We start from the raw sequence: 17,202 nt of genomic DNA on the forward strand, positions 1-17,202 counted from the left end.
GCTCATGACGGGCTGTGCCGCCGCACGAACGCCTCGACGAGCCGCTCCTCGGCGGCGGTGGAGGGCTGGATGATCTCCACCCGGTCGTCCCCCATGATCACCGTGATCGAGGTGACGCCACCGGTTCCGCCCGCCGCGCCCGTGCCGTTCCCCGAGGATGCGCTTCCTGAAGTGGCGCTCTCCGAGGGGGAGTTGCGCTGCCCGGTCAGCCAGCCCCGGATCGTGTCGATGACCGCGACCAGGGTTCCGGCCGAGGTCACCACGAGGGTGGCCACCTCGACGAGATCGCCCGCGCGCCGTCCGGGTGCGGGCTGTGCGACGTAGACCGGGACAACCTCCGAGGCCGCCCCCTCCTCGAACAGTTTCCGGCCCAGAGCGGCGGGCGCATCCGCTCGCACATCCCCGTTGATGACGAGTTCGCATGCGAACCGTCCGTCGGGCTTCCGCTCCACCACGTACGACCTCCATCTTCTGCCTACAACCCTATGGCGCATGGTCGTTGCACGGGAGTTCTTCGGCCACATGCGTCCCGTGCGGGGAGCCCGAACCCGACTCGGGGTTCCGTCGCGGAACCGGCCCTTCCGCAAACCGGCGCGAGCAGGGATGAGGGCCCGCCCATGGGGAAGGCTGAAGATCAGCCCCTCCACTCCCCCACAGCCCGGAGGCCCCCCTCATGCTGCGAGGCATCGACGTCAGCGCCTACCAGTCGTCCGCCTACGACACGGACGGCGTCTCCTTCGTCTTCATCAAGGCGACGGAGGGCCGTTCGTACATCAATCCCAAGCTCACCGCCCAGGTGAAGACGGCCCGCGACAGCGGATGCGTCGTCGGCTTCTACCACTTCCTGTGGCCCGGCAACATCACGGCCCAGGCCGAGTACTTCGTCGGCAAGGCCCCTGAGAAAGCAGGCGACTTGCTCGCTGTCGACTGGGAGACGACCGGCGACGGCACCCATGCGAGCAACGCGGAGAAGGACCGCTTCATCCGCAAGGTGAAGGAACTCCGGCCGGACCACCGGGTCGTGCTCTACACGAACCGGAACTACTGGCTCAACGTCGACACCACCTCGTACGCCGGGGACGGCTTGTGGATCGCCGACTACGTCACGGCGGGCAAGCCCCGAATCAAGGCCAAGTGGCGCTTCCACCAGTACACGGACGAGCCCCTGGACAAGAACGTGGGGGACTTCGCCACCAAGGCCGCGCTGCGTTCGTGGGCCGAGGGCGCCTGACCGACCCACGCGACGAGGTGGCCTGTTCCGGCCGGAGCCGCCGCGGGGACTAGGCCCACCACCGGAACGCGTCAGCCACCGCCCGTGCGCTGCGCGGCACGGTGGCGTCCCCGCCTTCGGACAGCATCAAGGGGACCAGCAGCGGCAGGCAGGACACAATTGCCGAGCGGCCCTTGTCGGTTGCCCTCCGCAGGGCGCTGTCCAGCAGCACGGTTCTGTCCTCGTCCGGCAGGTCCGCCAGCGTCCGGCCGGCCTGCACGACGTGGTCGGCCCGATTGCGCGCGTTGTCGAGCGTCAGACACTCGACCAGCACCTCGGCGAGCAGCTCGGCCCGGCCTTCGGGTCGTGCGTGGGCGGCCAGCGCCGCAAGTGAGAGGGTACGTTCCGCGCGCTTCTTGATGCCCTTGCAGGTGACCAGGAGACGGCCCTGCAGCTCCAGCAGTTCGGCCTCGTCGTGCAGGAGCGGCGCCACCGCCATGACCGTGGTCACTCTCGGCCCGGGCCGGACGATCCGCATCGCCGCATCCATGATCCTGGCCTGTACGGCGGGGGCACGGCCCGGCGCCAGTTCGGCCAGCAGTACGCCCTGAAGGTGATGCTGTTCGCTGAGCCCTTCGATGATCTCCAGGACGTGGTCGATGTCCTGCGTGTCGGGAATCAGGCGTCTGACCGCGAGCGCCCGTTCCCTCGGGTTGGCGATGTCTTTGACGTGCGCCAGGGCGAACGCCCGTTCCGCGGGGCCGACTTGGCCTCTGAGCCGGGCCAGGACCAGGGCCCTGCTCGCGTGATCGAACTTCTTGGCTTCCTTGACCAGCGATTCCGCCAAGGACGGCGAATCCACTTCAGCCAGTTGGGCGCAGGACGCCACCTTGAGCCTGTCGCTCTCGAGTCCCAGGGCGGCGACGAGAATCCGGCGGCCGATACGGCCGCGTTCGGCCTCCTCCAGGACGAAGGACAGCTTCGCCAGCGCCTGGGCCGCTGTCAGGGGGTCCTCCCGCTCCGCGGCGGCGGTCACCGTCTCGACGGCGGCGCGGCTCGCCACCCGGGACGGCAGCCGCGGGCAGACCGCGGCGACCGCGTGCACCCGCATGGAGGTGACGGCGATCCGACGGGCCGTGTGCAGGACGAATCCGGTCAACGGCGGCGGCACCACGTTCGCGAGGGCGGTGACGGCCCGGCACTTTCCCAGGGCGTCCTCGAGGGCCTCGGCGCTCTGCAGCAGGGAGTAGCTGGTCGGCAGTTGTACACGGGCGGGTGCGAGCGGCAGGAAGTTCGCCGCGACGCGGATGTGCGAGCTGCGGTCCTGCAGCGACAGACGGTTCTCGTACGCCTCGGCCAGCAGCGCGTTCCGCTGCGGCCCCCGCACGCTGTCGGCCATCGCGTGCAGCGTCTGCGCCCGCAGCGCGCGGTCCTCGAGATGGCGGGCTCCTGCCGCCGCTTCCGGAACAAGCGCCGGGGACAGCGCGGCGGCGACGTCGGCCAGCGCCCCGGCCCTGCGTTCCTCGTCGGTCGCCGCCATGGCGAACGCCAGCTTCCGCTTGGGCGAACCCGTGATCTTGAGCAGCGCCGCGGCGGAGCGCTCCGGGTCCGGGGCCGCGGTCGCGTTCACCTCGGCGTGTGTCTCCAGGGCCGCGATGGTCTCCGTCGGTTCCGGACCCGGCGTGCGCCGGATGAGTGCGAGCAGCGCGGCCGCGGCCTCGGCGCGCAGTCGCGGCTCCCCCACTGAGGCGAGCGCGGTCAGCGCGGAACTCAGCGCCCGCGGTCTGGTGGTGGGTGAGGTCGCGGACACGATGGTGAGAACGAGCGCGAGCCGCTCGCCGGACGACCGGACCTGCTCGAGAGCCGTCAGGGCATCGGACAGCAGAGGGTCACGCTGCGTGGGCGGCAGCACGAAGGAGAGGTCCACGAGGCATCGGATACGCAGGCCAGGACTGCTGATTCGAGGCACCAGCTCGGTCGCCGACGCGAGGAGGGACGCACGCCGTCCGGCGATCCCGAACGGCATGAGGGTGGTGAGCGAGGACAGGGCCAGGTGTACGTCGGCGAGTGTTCCGCTCAGGGCGGTGACCGCCAACAGCTGGTCCTTGTCGAGGTGTTCGCTGACGGCGTCGATCCGCGCCGTCAGCTCCTTCTCCGTGCCGGCGGCCAGGATGTCGGCGACGGTCTCCTCCATCAGCCGGTGCCGGTCGGCGGGAGGAACTCGGGCGGCCAGCGCGGCGACGGCGCGGTAGCGCTGGGACCGGTCCTCCGCCTCGCGCACCAGCTCCAGCGCCGCCTGCGCGGTTGCCGCGTCCATGTGCGGGGCGATCCTCTGGAGCATCTTGCACCGGTCCGCCGAGGACTCGCTGGACTCGATGACCGACAGCGCCTCGGGCATCAGGGCCGCGGGGAGGAAGGGGTAGACCAGCGGCAAGAGGTACGGAATCGAGGGAGTCACCCAGGGAACTCTGCGAGCGTGACGCAGGAACCGACGGAGCTGCTCCTCCCCGAGCCTGTGCAGAAGTGCCCAGACAGCCGTTCCCGCCTGGTATCTCACCAACCACGCCGCGTCGACCGCCCGGTCGAGCAGTTCGTCCGGAAGGTGCGGGCACAGGAGACGGAACGCTCGGGGCTGCACGTCTCCCGCCCGCCGCGCGGACGCGATCGATGCCTCCAGTGCCTCACGGAAAGCCGCAGAGTCGCCGCCGGTGATCGCGGCGGCGGCCAACGCGTAGGCCTTGAACTCCGGTTTGGGCACTTCGAGGGCCGCTTGGCGGGCGGTCCCGACCAGAGTGTCCCGGTCGGCTCCCCCGGTCGCGGCGGCGAGCGCCGACAGGCTCAGGGAGCGTTCGAAGGGCATGTGCAGGTCGGTGGCCAGGGCAAGTGCGTCGTCCCGTACAACCCGGTGGTTGGCCTCACCGAGCAGGGGCAGCACGGCACACGCCAGGGCGATCCGCAGGGTGGGCCGCACGTCGGGGGACCGACGGCGCAGGACGTCGAGGATCTCCTCGTCGTCCATGTTCCCGGGGAGTGCTTCGGTGATCTTGGCCCTGACCTCATTTCTGAGCGGCGCTGCCGGAAGCCCTCCGTACGCGGTGTCGCACAGGGCGTCGAGCAGGACGGCCCGGCGTTCGCCGGCGGGCAGAAACTGCGCGAGGGCGGCTCGTGCCCTGGCTCGGTAGGGTCCGAACGGGACGGAGGTGCCGGACTGGAGGGCTTGCCGCGCCAACGGCTCGGTGAGCGCCGGGAGAAGTGCCTGCACCACATCGGCGAAGATGTTGGCGGACGGTCTGATCTTCGGAAGCGCGTCCAGCACCGTCCGGATGTGTTCGGGAGTCAGCCGGTCGGCGAGCGTGCCGAGCAGCGGGGCCCACCGGGCCTTGTTGATGTTCGGAAGCCCGGTGAGCACCTCGGTGATCACGCTGTCGACGTCCGCCTCGGCCAGGTGCGGCAGCAGGAGGGTGAGGGCCTCGGCCCTGCTCGTCGCGTCGGGGATCCTCAGGGCCTGGTGCATGGACCGGTCGACGGGCCAGGCACCGGTGCTCGCGAGCCGGAACAGCAGCCACGGCGAGAATTTGGCGGCGATGCTGCTCAGCGAAGCGGTGATGAGCGCGTACTGCAGGCAGAGCGCCGCCGACTCCCCCTGTGCGGCGTCCTGACGCGTCGCACGGCTCTCGGCGGCGGCGTCCCAGGCCTCCCGGACGTCCTTGAGGTAGCCCTTGTCCTGGTGCATCGTGCTGCGCACCGTGTACCAGACGTTGGCGCCGCCGTCATCGGCCGCACCGCGCGCGGCATCGAGCGCGAGCAGGCGGTGCATCTCGTCGGCGCGGCCCCCCTCCTTCAGATGGAATACGAGGTGAGCGATGCCGTAGCGCTGCCCCTGGTCCAGATCCGGTGCGGGCCGCAGCCCGGAGAGGTTGTTGTCGAGCCCGCCCCAGAGGCCGAGGTAGCTGTCCGCCAGGGCGCGGTGTCTGTCGCGCAGGTCGGCCGGCTCGATGCTCAGGGCGATGTAGTCGTACAGGAGGGCGTGCACGGTCACACGTTCGCTGTCCGCGTCCAGCGTGAGCAGCGATCTGCGGTCCAGAAGCACGAGCATGTCCTGGACCTCGTACTCGCTGAGGTTCCTCGTGCTCCAGAACTGCGACAGCGCCGCGCAGGGCACGGTGCCGGCGTGCTTGAACACCGCGAGGCTCAGGTAGCAGTCGAGTTCGTCGGGGCTGAGTTCCTTGGTGCTGGCGTCCAGTGCCTTGAGCAGGCTGGGATACGGATAGTCACGCAACCGTGCGCCGAACTCCAGCTCGCCGTCCCGCAGTCGCTCCAGGAGGCTCGGGGCCCGCCACCGGTTCCGCCCCCTGATGAAGCCGCCGGCCACAGCCAGGGCCAGCGGCAGTCCCGCACACTCGCGCACGATGCCGAGCTCATCCGCCGTCAACTCCTGCACCTCGACGCCCAGATGCCGCGAGAAGAGGGCGAGCGCCGCCGACTCCTCCAGGACGTCCAGCGTCTGTTCCTCGACATCCGTCTGCAGCAGTTCGCGGTCGCGGGTGGTCACCAGGACGGTGACGGTGGGGTGATGGATCTCGAACGCCCTGAGGTCCTCCGGTGTCCATACGTCGTCGAGCACCAGGAGCAGGGACTTGTCGCGCAACAGGTAGTTGATGCGGGCGTTGGCCTGCTGCTGGTCCGCCGAGACGCCGACCTTGCCGCCGAGCGCCTCGATGAGCTCGTTCTGGCGGGTCTGGATGTCGGGCTTCTTCCCCAGGTCGAGCCAGACCACCCCGTCGACGAAGTGGCCGACCACGCCCGGTGTCCTGGCGACAGCACGCGCGGTCACCGACTTCCCCACCCCCGCCATGCCGGTGAGAGTGACGATGCGGGCACCGGACGCAGGCGTGGAGGCGAGTAGCGAGGCCTCCAGCGCGGTGATCACATCGGTGCGCTCCACATAGTGGGAGGGCAGTCCTGGAACGTTCGTGTACGGGCTGGGCGAGGGGGTGTTCGTGAGTAGCTGGGCGTGGCCGTGCAGAAGGCCGGCGAGGTCCCCGCGCCCGATGCGTGTCAGTTTCTCCGGCAGTTCGCCGAGCCGGCCCGTGTCCTCCAGCCACGCCCAGATCCGCCTCGCCTTCTCGCCCTGGGGAAAACCGTCCTGGGTGTACGAGGGGATTCCCAGCAGATCGGCGAGGTCATGCCAGTCCTCCCCCAACCGACGGCAGAACTGGACCTTGGCCCACCCGAGGTCGCCGTCATTCTCCGGCACCTGGTTCACCTGCCAAGGACGGGGCGTCGGCCAACGCGGCTCATGTGTGCGCTCCCGGACCGAAGAATTTCGGGAGGTCGGGGTGGACCTCCTGGAGGGCCTGCGGCAGAAGGGGCAGCTTGTGCCGTACCTCCAGCCATTCCCAGACTCCACGCGGCTCGTTGCCGGTCTGGAAGCGGCGCTTCGTGTGGAGCGGGATCCCGAAGTAGTCGGCGAGTTCCTCCCAGTCGTCCACGAGCCCTCGACAGAACTGCACCTTCACCGCACCGGGAAAGCTGTCCGGCGCGTCCAGGGGAACGGCTTGTGGACGTTCCGCACCCGCTGTCGCGCCGTGCTCCCCCGCGTAGCGGCGCAGCACGGCGACCGAGAAGCGGGCGGCCGCAGCAGCGGCGTAGTCGTGCCAGTCGTCGTTCTTCTCGCTGTCGGCGAAGTCGCAGACCGCCTTCACCATGAGGAACCCCGGCCCGCCGCGGTAGGCGGCGAGGGCGACGCCGAGGCTCTCCATCTCGACCCCCAGGGCCTTGGGCCACGCCGTCCGCAGCCCGTCGACGGTGTGGTCGTCCGCGATGACCTTCTCGCCGCTGAGGACCGGACCGAAGTGAGCCTTGGGCCCCCTGCTCGTCGTCGGCAGCGGGTCGACGCCGGCAGGCGCGGTCCCGGAAAGGAGCCATTCCGCGGGCTCCACCGATCCTGCCATCGACAGGAGCCCGTAGTCGGGCCGGTAGGTCTCGTAGCGCGGCTTCGGCCCCTCGACGGTCAGCTTCGAGAGTTCGTAGCCGACGACCTGATCCGGGACCAGCACGTCACCCAGACGAAGGTCGTCACCGCCCCCGCGGACACCTCCGGCGATGCCCACCAGCAGGAGCTGGGCGGGATTCCACACACCGATGGCCCGCGTCGCGAGCGCGGCGATGCCGACGTTTCCCATGCCCGACGGCGGAAGAACCAGAACGCGAGACCCGTCGACGTCGCAGACGTTCAGGTCCTGTCCCTGCCAGCGGTACCGGACGGAGGGGCCCAGCGCGTCCAGCAGCGCCTGCCTCTCGACAGGGAGCGCGGTGAAAACCGCGATGTCCGGCGCAGGCTCGGTGATTCCCAACTTTTGTCCCACGCCGCCACTTTGGCACGCGCGGGCGTCCTGCGCCCCGGGTTCCGCCACTGAACCGGGCTCGGGCCAGGGGCGCGGGGCTGTGACATATGCGGCTCCGCCGCGTGGGCGCGACCAGCCCCCACCGGCCCGCGGCGAACGAGTCGCATGTCCGGCGGGCGCTCAGGCGGAGTCAGGAATCAGGCGCGGTGGCCTGCCGAGCGCTCCCGAGGCGCCTCCGCGAGTGCCTTCGTCACCGCGGCGGTGCCCTCCGCGAGGCCGTACACGGGGGTGCCGGGCTGCTGGCGCCAGGAGTCGTCGAGGCCGCCGGCGTCCACGGTGTCGAAGCCGAGTTCGTCGATGAGGGCGCGGACGACGCGCTCGGCGGCCTCGTCGTCGCCGGCGACCGGGAGGGCGACGCGGTCGGGGGCGCCCTCCGGTCGGGGGCGGTCCAGGATGTCCTGGGCGTAGGTGCCGTTGAAGGCCTTGATGACGGTGTGGCCGATCTGCTGCGCCGTCCAGCGGCTCTCGGTGAGGCCGTCGTCCTCGATGGCGGCGATCCTGCCGTCGCGCCGCTGGGGGTAGTAGTTGCCGGTGTCGATGACGACGGCCCCGTCCGCCGCCTCGTCGAGCAGCCCGGACGGCAGATTCGGCACCGCCTTCAGGGGGACCGTGACCACGACGACCTCCGCGCCGCGCGCCGCGTCCTCGACCTTGACGGGTGTCGCCCCGGTCTCCTCGACCAAGGCGGCGAGGGTCTCCGGGCCGCGCGAGTTCGCCACGGAGACGTCGTGGCCGAGGGCGGTGAGGCGCCGGGTGAGGTTGCCGCCGATGTTGCCCGCGCCGATGATGCCGATCTTCATGAGACAGACCCTCTGGGGTTGATTCGCCCGATATGGATCATCAACCCCAGATCCGGAACCGCTATTCCGCTCGCATACGGCGAACGGGTGGCTCGCGTCAGGGCCTCACCACGATCTTGCCGGTGTGCGTGTTCCTCTCCATCAGGCGGTGGGCGTCCCCGATGCGGTCGAGGCCGTCGAAGACCTCGGCGACGACCGGACGCAGGGGGCCGTCGGTCAGGCCCGAGTTGAGGTAGTGGGAGGCGCGGTGGCGGCCCTCGGCGCTCCTGGTGACGTCCGGGTTGGCGTAGCCGTGGACGGTCAGAGGCCAGTTCCAGGACAGCTCGGCGGGGCGCCGGTCGAGAAAGCCGTAGAGGACCAGCGTGCCGCCCGGTACGGCGGCGTCGCCCAGGGCGCGGAAGCCGGGGCCGCCGATCGCGTCGAAGACGATGTCGACGCCCCGCCCGCCGGTCAGCCGCTTGGCCTCCTTCACCACGTCCTCCTGCTCGGTGACGATGACGTGCTCCGCGCCCAGGTCGAGGAGGCGCTGCCGCTTGGCCTCGGTGCGGGTGGTGGCGATCGGGACCGCGCCGGAGCGGCGGGCCACCTGGAGGGCCGCGGTGCCGACTCCGCTGGACGCGCCCGTGATCAGCACCTGGTCGCCGGGTGCCATGCCGGCAGTCCGGACCAGGGCGCCGTACGAGGTCGAGTACGTGACCCAGGAGGCCGCCGCGGTGACCGCGTCGACTCCGGCGGGCCGGGGTACGACGGAACTCTCGTCCAGCAGCACCAGTTCGCCGTAGACCCCGTGAGCGCTCAGTTCGAAGTTGCCCGCCGCCATCACGAGGTCGCCGGGGGCTAAGGCGGTCACCCCTTCGCCGACCGACTCGACCGTGCCCGCCGCCTCGTAGCCGTTGCGGGAGGCGGGAAGGGTCGGCTGGTAGTAGTAAGTCCCTGCACGGAAAAGGGCCTCGGCACGATTGAGGCCCAACGCCTCGACGTGCACGCGGACTTGACCGGGGCCAGGCGCGGGAATCTCGACGTCCTCGGTCTTCAGGACGTCCGGGCCGCCGAGTTCGTGAAAGAGCACCGTACGTGCGGTGGTTGATGTCATACGGGCGACGCTATGAGGCGGCCGGTCGACGATCCATGCCTGCCGGTCTCCCTTTCATGTCCGAACGTCTCGCCCGGAAGACCACGCGCTACCGTACGGGCATGGACGTACTCAGCGACGCCATCGCGGCGATGCGCACCGGGCGCCCGCACTCCGCGCGCCAGGACAAGTACGCGCCCTGGGGCATACGTTTCGAGGCCTCGGCCGGGGCGGGTTTCCACGTGGTGCTCCAGGGGTCGGCGTGGCTGATCCCCTCGGACGGCGACCCGGTGGCGCTGGGCCCGGGTGACGTGGTGTTCCTCGCCCACGGCCGCGGGCACGCGCTGGCCGGCGCCGTCGACGTACCGCTGGAGGAGGTACGACTGGATCCGGGCACCACCTGGCCCGAACTCCCGCCCGTACAGGGGTCGTCGAAGGCAACGCCCACGGTGCTGCTGTGCGGCGCGTACTGGCTGGACCGGGCCCGCGCCCACCCCCTGCTCACGGAGCTGCCCGAGGTGGTCCACCTCCCTGCCCGGGTCGGCGCGCACCGCTCGCTGCGGGCGGCGGTCGAGCTCCTCGGCGTGGAGCTGGAGGAGCCCCAGCCGGGCTCCGACACCATCGTGACGTCGCTCCTCGACACGCTGCTGCTGTACATCCTGCGCGCCTGGTGGCAGCGCGAGCGCCATGGGCAGGGTCATCCGACGGGCTGGTCCGCGGCCCTCGCCGACCCCGGTGTCGCGGCGGCCCTGCGCGCCATCCACGGCGACCCGTCCCACCCCTGGACGGTCGAGGAGCTCGGCACCCGCGGCGGCCTCTCCCGCGCCGCCTTCGCACGCCGCTTCGCCACCCTGGTGGGCGAGCCCCCGCTCACCTACCTCACCTGGTGGCGCATGACCACCGCGGGCCGCCTCCTTCGAGCCGAGGACATGCCGCTCCGCCTGATAGCCCAACGCACCGGCTACACCTCGGAGTTCGCCTTCGCCAAGGCCTTCAAGAGGGAGTACGGGGTGGCGCCGGGGCAGTACCGCAAGGGGACCTCCCAGGGCACCACGCGCACCGCATGACCGAGGGGCGCCCACCGGATCACCGGTGGGCGCCCCTCTCCGCTCGGCTCACTTGTTGAGGTGGGCCCAGAACTCGTCGAACGACAGGAGCTTGTCACCGTTGAGGTCGCGGTTGGCGATCAGGGCCTCCGCGACCGACTCGGTGACGTTCCAGTCCCCGCCCTGGGCGAGGGCGGTCTTGAACTCGGCGGGCGTGATGAACCCGTCCCCGTCCGTGTCGATCCGCTCGAACGCCTTGCGTGCTTCCTCGATGTCCGCCACCGGATCCGCCCCTTCGTAGTGCATTCCTGCCATGTATACGGAGGTCAGATTAACCGGCCACCCGAGCACGCAGTGCGGCGACCACCCAGGCGAACTCCTCACGGTGCGCGCCGGCGGGGCTCCCGCCCTTCAGCGTGGACAGCAACTCCCGGTACCGGGCGAGCCGGTCGTTGGACGCCGACTCCATGCGTTCGAGTACGACGGTCAGGTCGCCGCCCCCCAGTACCTCCCGCACGATCGCCTCCGCCTCCGGCGACTCGGGGGCGATTCCCCGCTTGCGGGCGTCCGCCCCCAGCTGGAGCAGGCGCATGGGGAACCACGTGGCCCGCCCGGCGGCGGCACCGCGGTTGTAGTCCGCCGAGTTGAAGTCGAAGACGTTCCGCATCTGCGCCCGGAACTCGGGGTCCTGGACCATCTCGGCCAGCTCCACCCAGGCGTCCACCTGCTCGGGGGTCGGATCGTCCGGCAGGCCCACCGAGATGGAACGCATCCGCTCCTCGATGCCCGGGTCCACATAGTCGAGCCCGTGGAACAGCTCGTCCACGAACTCCTCCATGATCCGCTTCCGCTCGGCTGCCGACAGCCGCGCCAGCTTGTTCATGAGTGTCATCTCCTCTGCGGTCGAACCGCGTCGCGCCACGGTCGACAGCACCGCACGGGTCACCTTCAGCTGGGGGCACCTCCCAGGCCCTTAAGGCACTGGGGGAGGATCTGCGCGTCCAGCGCCGCCACGTGCGCCGCCGCGACCTCCGCGACCGTCATCTCGCCCGCCAGCACCTTGCGTACGTCGTCCAGGCCGAGGCCCAGCTCGCGCAGGGTGTGGATCAGTTCCAGGCGGGCGACGGACTCGGCGTCGTAGAGGCGGTAGCCGCCGGCGGAGCGGGTCACCGGGGTGAGGACGCCCTCGTCCGACCAGTACCGGATGGTGCGCACGGTCAGTCCGGTGGCCCTGGCCAGCTCTCCGATGGTGAAAAGTCCGGTGCCGTCGTCGATCATGTCTGCGAGTGTGGGCCTTCCAGTGGGTGGAGACTCAAGGAGCGCGGGAGCACGGTGGTGGAGACTCTTCGGGACATTCTCGAAGCTGCGGGGCGCGGTGTCCTCCCGCCTGCGGACGGCCGTACGACCGTCGTGGCGCAGGCGTCCCACCGGGACGCGGGTGTGCTCGCCTTCACCGCGCACGCGGTGGTCTTCACGGACGAGGATCCGCAGTGGGTGTACGACACCCTGGCCGCCGTGGAGTGCGACGCCCTCGCGGCGCCGATGAACGCGCGGTTCCTGACGGCCTTGCTGGAGCGGACGGGGCGTACGTCCGAAACGATCGACGCGATGCTGGTGGGTTCTCCCCTGCCCGGCGAGCCGCCGCTCCCGCTGAAGGAGATCACGGACGGCGGACATCCGCGGATCGTGTACGCCCGCAGGCGGCGCGACGACGTGCGCGCGTGGACCGCGGAGGGCGGCGTGCTGGTGATGGGGCGCGGCATCGCCGGCCGCCTCGAGGTCTCCGTCGAGGTGGACGAGGAGGTACGGCACCGGGGGCTGGGCCGGCTGCTGGTGACCGCCGCCCGGCATCTCGTCACGGAGCCGCTGTGGGCCCAGGTCGCGCCGGGGAACGCCCGCAGCATGCGGACGTTCCAGGCGGCCGGCTACCGGATCGTGGGCTCGGAGGCGCTGCTCATCGCCCGATAGGCGTCAGTGCCAGGGCTCGTAGTACGGGTTGCTCTCGCAGTCGCTCATGATCTCGGTCTTGGTCTTCTTGTCGACCGGACAGACACCGATGATGTACTGGCGCGCGATGCCGCCGGGGAAGGCGACCTCGACCTGGTCGGCCCACTTGTGGGTGTCGCCGATGGTCTTGTTGACGTCGACGCCGCCGGGCGCGTCGATGTAGTAGTTGTAGCCGCTCTTCCACCACGTCTTGTAGAGGTCGTGGTCGTAGCTCGTGGAGACGTACGGGGAGGGCTGGTTGACGAGGACGTAACTCTCGATGTCGTACTGGCCGGTGAGGACGTCCTTCGGGTAGAAGCCCTGCTCGAAGACGGCCGCGGGGCCTCGGCCGTCACTGCGGTAGAGCGTGTCGCAGGTCTTGCGCCAGACGGGCTGCGGGGTGATGCGGTCGACGTCCACGCGGTGGTCGGCGGCGGCCTCGACCGGGTCGGCGAACTGGGGGCAGGCGGGGGCGGCGGCCTTGGCCGGGGTGGACGCGGGGACGGTGGCGGCGGAGGTCGCGAAGACGGCGGCCAGGGACAGGACGACGGCAGCGGCCCGCCGCCGCAGGCGAGTTGTGATCATGGTGATCACCATCTCGGTTCTGCGGCGGCGGGCCGGGGACCGTCACTCGTACGAGGCGTGTCCCAACTGGTCTGTGGTCAGCGGAAGATGCCGGTGTGGCCGAGCGAGTAGCGGCCCGGCTGCGGGTACACGGCGAGGCCGTGCGGGCCGCTGCCGACCTTGATGCGGGCGAGCTGGATGCCGGTGCGGGTGTCGATGGCGTACACCTCGGCGTCGTAGCGCCCGGACAGCCACAGGACCTTGCCGTCGGCCGAGACGCCGCCCATGTCGGGGCTGCCGCCGTCGGGCAGGCGCCACTTCTTGGTCAGCTTGTTCAGGGTGAAGTCGAAGATGGAGATGGAGCCCTCGCCCCGGTTGGAGATGTACATCTCGCGCGAGTCGCGGCTGACGTACAGGCCGTGGCAGCCCTTGCCGGTGCGCAGGAGCTTGGGCTCGGTGAACTTGTCGCCGTCCAGGACCCAGATGCCGTCGGCCATCATGTCGGCGATGTAGAACTTCTTGCCGTCCGGCGAGATCTTCACGTCCTGCGGCATCGCGCCGTCGAACGGGAGCTTCTGCTGACCGATCACCTTCATCTTCTCGGTGTCGACCTTGAGCAGTTCGCCGCTGAACTCGCAGGAGACGATGAAGTAGCGGCCGTCGGCCGAGAAGTCGGCGTGGTTGACGCCGTAGCAGCTGACCGGTTCGGTCTTGACGCGCTTCATGGTGTGGGCGTCGCGGAAGACCAGCTCGCGGTCGAGGGAGGCCATGACGATGGAGTACTTGCCGTTGGGCGTGAAGTAGAGGTTGTACGGGTCGTGCACCTCGACCTCCTTGCCCACCTTCCCCGTCTTCGGGTCGATGGGGGTGAGCGTGTGGCCGCGGTTGTTGTTGACCCAGAGCGTCTTCATGTCCCAGGAGGGGACGACGTGTTGGGGCTGGCGGCCGACATGGAGGGTCTCGACGACCTTGTACGTCTTGGGGTCGATGACCGAGACGGTGTCGGACTCGGTGTTGGGGACGTAGACGCGGGACGGGAAGTCCTTGACCACCGGGGAGAGTTTGCCCGCACGGTCGGCCGCGTAGACGTCCGTCGGGTCGAGCACGGGGGGCATGCCGGGCAGGCCCCTGGCGGCCGGCGGCTTCGTGGGCTGGGCCGGCTGCTGCACGCCCTTGGTGCCGAGCGCTTCGTTCGCGTGATCCTTGGGCTCGGTGCCGCAGGCGGCCAGGGCGGCGAGGACCGCGCCCGCGACCAGGGCGCGCTTCGTGAGGTTCGGGTGCATCAGCTCAGCAGCTCCGTGGTGGTGACCGCGCGCAGGCCGCGACGGTTCAGTTCTTCCAGGACGGCGGGCAGCGCGGCGACGGTGTCCGCGTACCCGAAGTGCAGGCTCACCACGGATCCGTTGCGGATCTCGCCGGTGATCTTGCGAGTGACGGCGGGGGCGCCCGGCGAGGTGAAGTCGAGCGAGTCGACGTCGTAGGAGAGGACGTGCGGGTAGCCCGCGCCGCGGGCGAGGCGTTCGACGAGCGGGGAGGCGCGGGCGGTACGCGACGGTCTGAACCAGCTGCCGATGGACCCGGTCAGCCTGCGCAGCCGCTCCGCACAGCCCCGGATCTCAGCGTCCGCCTCCGTCTCCGTCATCGCGTTGATGTCGAGGTGCCGGAGGGTGTGGTTGCCGAGGTCGTGGCCCCCGTCGAGGATGCGGCGCGCCAGATCGGGGTGCTCGTCGAGCCAGCTCCCCACGGCGAGCACGGTGATGTGGGCCCCGCCCTTCTCCGCCTCGCCGAGGACCGCCCTGGTGATGGCGGGATCGCCCTGGCCGTGGAAGGTGAGGGCGACTTGGGGCCGGGTGCGGGGTCCGTGGGCGATCTCCACGGGCTGGTCCGGGAACCGGCGCGGCGCGGGTGCGGCGGGGGCGGCAGGGGGTGCGCCGCTGCTGCGAGCGCGGGCGACCGGGTGCGCGACGGCCCCGCTCGCGGAACACCCGGCGACGAAGGCCCCGGCCGCGAACGCGCCCCCCGAACGCAACACCGCCCGCCGATGGGGCGCGGCACGCGCGGCGATTCCTTCGGGGGGCGGCTGAGGGGGGTGATCGGGCGTGGTCACCCGCACCATTTAAGGGGAGTTGCCCACAAAAAGGGCGATTGCACCTATTGGGGGGCGGGTCGCGGGGGCGGGGATGCCTGGGGATGCCCAGAAACTCCACGTCACCGCCCCGCAAGCGGCAACACCCCGTGCCGTAACCAGCCCCCACCGCCTTTTGGATCACTCAACGGCGTCTGAGATAGTCAGCGGTGCGACCTCCACCCATTGACCCGGGCGTTGGTTGTCGCCGGTGCCGTGGTTCACACCCCAAATAGTTCCGCGGCGCCTCCGGAAGCCCCGGCCGTTGAGCGGCCGGGGTTTCTGCGTGAGCGGGGCAGGGCGGGGATCAGCGGTCGGCGACGCGCATTTCGAACCAGGTGGTCTTGCCGCGGGGGAGGAGGTCGACGCCCCAGCGGTCGGAGAGTTTGTCGACGAGGAAGAGGCCGCGGCCGCTCAGGTCCATTTCCTGGACCGGCATAAGACAGGGAAGGCCGCGTGAGGGGTCGCGGACCTCGATGCGGATCCACCCCCGGCGGCGGCGCATCCGGAGCCCGAAGACGCGGGCGCCGGTGTGCCGTACGGCGTTGCCGACGAGTTCGGAGACCAGTAACACGGCGTCTTCCGTCATCTTCGGCGAGAGGCCCCAGTGCCGCAGGACCACGACCTGGGTGAGCCGCCGCGCGGTGGCCGCGGACTCCGGGCGGGAAGGTAAGGGCACCTCCGCCTCGGTCGGATTGCCGAACAACTCCAGCGCCTTGAGCGCCTGTTCGTCCTCGACCGCAGGCGTCCAGCGCGCCGCGGTCGCACCCCCGTGCCGCCGCGGCGGTTCGATACCCTCCAGCCCCGCCATGACCCCATCATGGCCGCCCAAAGCGCCCTTCGGGGCCGTTCCGAAGGAATACGCCCCCCGGAACCCCCTGTTCCGCAGCATCCGATCGGCATATGCCACAGGCAGTTCGGCGCTCACCAGAGCCCGTCTGACCTGCCAGAACAGCCCACCGCAGGGCAATCCCCGGCCTCCCCCGACAAGGCAGCCTTAAGGTTGCCTTAAGGCTCGCATAAACCAGCCCTTCGGGGGACGCCGGGTAAGACATCGCGTCAACTGCAAGTGGATCAGCGGAACTTGTGGTGTGAGATTCAACCAACTCGGGTGCGGGATTCAGTGAACCCGAGGTGTCGGACTCAGTGCATCCGAGCCGCGGGAGTCAGCGGAACTTCGCCTTCCCCGGCCCCTCCTCCACGAAGCTCCGCATCCCCCGCTCCCGGTCCTCCGTCGCGAACAGCCCGGCGAACCAGTTCCGTTCGATCGCGAGCCCGGTCTCGATGTCGGTCTCAAGACCCGCGTCGATGGACTCCTTCGCGGCACGCAGCGCGATCGCGGGTCCCTGCGCCAGCTTCGCGGCCCACGCGTGCGCCTGGGCGTACACCTCCTCGGTGGGTACGACCCGGTCCACGAGGCCGAGGGACAGCGCCTCGTCGGCCTTCACCATGCGCCCGGTGAAGATGAGGTCCTTCGCCCGCGAGGGGCCGATCAGCCGGGACAGCCGCTGGGTGCCGCCCGCGCCGGGGATCACACCGAGCAGGATCTCCGGCTGCCCGAGCTTCGCGTTCTCGCCGGCGATGCGGTAGTCCGCGCACAGCGCCAACTCGCAGCCCCCGCCCAGCGCGTAACCGGTGACCGCCGCGACGACCGGCTTGGGGATACGGGCGACGGCGGTGAAGGAGTCCTGCAGCGCCCGGGACCGTACGACCATCGCCGCGTGGTCCATGGCCTGCATCTCCTTGATGTCCGCGCCCGCCGCGAACACCTTCTCCCCGCCGTACAGCACCACCGCGCGCACGTCGTCGCGGCCCGTGGCCTCCTCGGCGAGCTCCTTGAGCCGGTCCTGTGTGGCGACGTCCAGCGCGTTCATGGGCGGACGGTCGAGACGGATGGTGCCGACGCCATCGGCCACTTCGAGATGCACAGTCATGGCAGCAGGTTAGCGGCGGTTAACGACAATGGGCCCGGTGTGCTGAGTCACAGCACAC

Annotated in this window: 13 protein-coding genes and 2 pseudogenes; 3 read left to right on the forward strand and 12 right to left on the reverse strand. The window is 70.3% G+C overall.

Features of this window, described 5'->3' with window-relative positions; genetic code table 11:
* Positions 1 to 2: 2 nt before the first annotated feature.
* On the reverse strand, positions 3 to 455 hold the full coding sequence (locus tag OG246_RS42565) for a hypothetical protein (protein ID WP_266474845.1): 453 nt from the start codon (positions 453 to 455) through the stop codon (positions 3 to 5).
* Between the two features lie 218 nt (positions 456 to 673).
* Between OG246_RS42565 and OG246_RS42570 the strand changes: the two genes are divergently transcribed.
* On the forward strand, positions 674 to 1,231 hold the full coding sequence (locus tag OG246_RS42570) for a glycoside hydrolase family 25 protein (RefSeq protein ID WP_266474846.1): 558 nt from the start codon (positions 674 to 676) through the stop codon (positions 1,229 to 1,231).
* A 49-nt stretch (positions 1,232 to 1,280) separates the two neighbouring features.
* Here OG246_RS42570 and OG246_RS42575 read toward each other — a convergent pair whose 3' ends face one another.
* From OG246_RS42575 to OG246_RS42590, 4 genes and pseudogenes are all read right to left on the reverse strand, one after another.
* A complete protein-coding gene (locus OG246_RS42575; protein WP_266474847.1) occupies positions 1,281 to 6,467 on the reverse strand; it encodes an NB-ARC domain-containing protein in 5,187 nt (1,728 codons plus the stop codon).
* Positions 6,468 to 6,507: 40 nt separating this feature from the next.
* Positions 6,508 to 7,578 carry a hypothetical protein gene (locus OG246_RS42580; RefSeq protein ID WP_266474848.1) on the reverse strand — a complete coding sequence of 357 codons (1,071 nt, stop codon included), beginning with the start codon at positions 7,576 to 7,578 and terminating at the stop codon, positions 6,508 to 6,510.
* Between the two features lie 176 nt (positions 7,579 to 7,754).
* Positions 7,755 to 8,423 (reverse strand): annotated as a pseudogene (locus OG246_RS42585) (NADPH-dependent F420 reductase); the annotation flags it as partial.
* A 91-nt stretch (positions 8,424 to 8,514) separates the two neighbouring features.
* Entirely contained in the window at positions 8,515 to 9,510 is a 996-nt protein-coding gene (locus OG246_RS42590) for a zinc-dependent alcohol dehydrogenase family protein (RefSeq protein WP_266474849.1), read from the reverse strand.
* A 101-nt stretch (positions 9,511 to 9,611) separates the two neighbouring features.
* Here OG246_RS42590 and OG246_RS42595 point away from each other — a divergent pair, with 101 nt between their 5' ends.
* A complete protein-coding gene (locus tag OG246_RS42595) occupies positions 9,612 to 10,556 on the forward strand; it encodes an AraC family transcriptional regulator (protein WP_266474850.1) in 945 nt (314 codons plus the stop codon).
* Between the two features lie 48 nt (positions 10,557 to 10,604).
* On the opposite strand, the gene OG246_RS42600 is transcribed toward OG246_RS42595, so the two are convergent.
* Both OG246_RS42600 and OG246_RS42605 read right to left on the reverse strand, forming a co-directional pair.
* Positions 10,605 to 10,817 carry an EF-hand domain-containing protein gene (locus OG246_RS42600; protein WP_266475076.1) on the reverse strand — a complete coding sequence of 71 codons (213 nt, stop codon included), beginning with the start codon at positions 10,815 to 10,817 and terminating at the stop codon, positions 10,605 to 10,607.
* A gap of 49 nt (positions 10,818 to 10,866) precedes the next feature.
* A pseudogene (locus OG246_RS42605) lies at positions 10,867 to 11,813 on the reverse strand (MerR family transcriptional regulator).
* A gap of 57 nt (positions 11,814 to 11,870) precedes the next feature.
* On the opposite strand from OG246_RS42605, the gene OG246_RS42610 reads away from it, so the two are divergent.
* Entirely contained in the window at positions 11,871 to 12,503 is a 633-nt protein-coding gene (locus OG246_RS42610; RefSeq protein ID WP_266475078.1) for a GNAT family N-acetyltransferase, read from the forward strand.
* A gap of 3 nt (positions 12,504 to 12,506) precedes the next feature.
* Here the strand turns inward: OG246_RS42610 and OG246_RS42615 are convergent, their stop codons facing one another.
* From OG246_RS42615 to OG246_RS42635, 5 genes are all read right to left on the reverse strand, one after another.
* Complete coding sequence (locus OG246_RS42615; RefSeq protein ID WP_266474851.1) at positions 12,507 to 13,106, reverse strand: ADP-ribosyltransferase; 600 nt, start codon at positions 13,104 to 13,106, stop codon at positions 12,507 to 12,509.
* Between the two features lie 77 nt (positions 13,107 to 13,183).
* A complete protein-coding gene (locus tag OG246_RS42620; RefSeq protein ID WP_266474852.1) occupies positions 13,184 to 14,368 on the reverse strand; it encodes a YncE family protein in 1,185 nt (394 codons plus the stop codon).
* Complete coding sequence (locus tag OG246_RS42625) at positions 14,368 to 15,201, reverse strand: polysaccharide deacetylase family protein (protein WP_266474853.1); 834 nt, start codon at positions 15,199 to 15,201, stop codon at positions 14,368 to 14,370. The genes OG246_RS42620 and OG246_RS42625 overlap by 1 nt, the downstream gene beginning before the upstream one ends.
* A gap of 316 nt (positions 15,202 to 15,517) precedes the next feature.
* Positions 15,518 to 16,021 carry an ATP-binding protein gene (locus tag OG246_RS42630; protein WP_266474855.1) on the reverse strand — a complete coding sequence of 168 codons (504 nt, stop codon included), beginning with the start codon at positions 16,019 to 16,021 and terminating at the stop codon, positions 15,518 to 15,520.
* 355 nt (positions 16,022 to 16,376) lie between these two features.
* Complete coding sequence (locus tag OG246_RS42635; protein ID WP_266474856.1) at positions 16,377 to 17,144, reverse strand: enoyl-CoA hydratase/isomerase family protein; 768 nt, start codon at positions 17,142 to 17,144, stop codon at positions 16,377 to 16,379.
* Between the last annotated feature and the right edge of the window lie 58 nt (positions 17,145 to 17,202).

The organism is Streptomyces sp. NBC_00620 (assembly GCF_026341825.1).
GTDB lineage: Bacteria > Actinomycetota > Actinomycetes > Streptomycetales > Streptomycetaceae > Streptomyces.

What these genes read in the sequence shown, in the direction of transcription:
- OG246_RS42570 (WP_266474846.1), top strand. Translation starts at nt 674, where the DNA reads ATGCTGCGAGGCATCGACGTCAGCGCCTACCAGTCGTCCGCCTACGAC.
- OG246_RS42590 (WP_266474849.1), bottom strand. Translation starts at nt 9,510, where the DNA reads ATGACATCAACCACCGCACGTACGGTGCTCTTTCACGAACTCGGCGGC.
- OG246_RS42595 (WP_266474850.1), top strand. Translation starts at nt 9,612, where the DNA reads ATGGACGTACTCAGCGACGCCATCGCGGCGATGCGCACCGGGCGCCCG.
- OG246_RS42615 (WP_266474851.1), bottom strand. Translation starts at nt 13,106, where the DNA reads ATGATCACAACTCGCCTGCGGCGGCGGGCCGCTGCCGTCGTCCTGTCC.
- OG246_RS42620 (WP_266474852.1), bottom strand. Translation starts at nt 14,368, where the DNA reads ATGCACCCGAACCTCACGAAGCGCGCCCTGGTCGCGGGCGCGGTCCTC.
- OG246_RS42625 (WP_266474853.1), bottom strand. Translation starts at nt 15,201, where the DNA reads ATGGTGCGGGTGACCACGCCCGATCACCCCCCTCAGCCGCCCCCCGAA.
- OG246_RS42630 (WP_266474855.1), bottom strand. Translation starts at nt 16,021, where the DNA reads ATGGCGGGGCTGGAGGGTATCGAACCGCCGCGGCGGCACGGGGGTGCG.
- OG246_RS42635 (WP_266474856.1), bottom strand. Translation starts at nt 17,144, where the DNA reads ATGACTGTGCATCTCGAAGTGGCCGATGGCGTCGGCACCATCCGTCTC.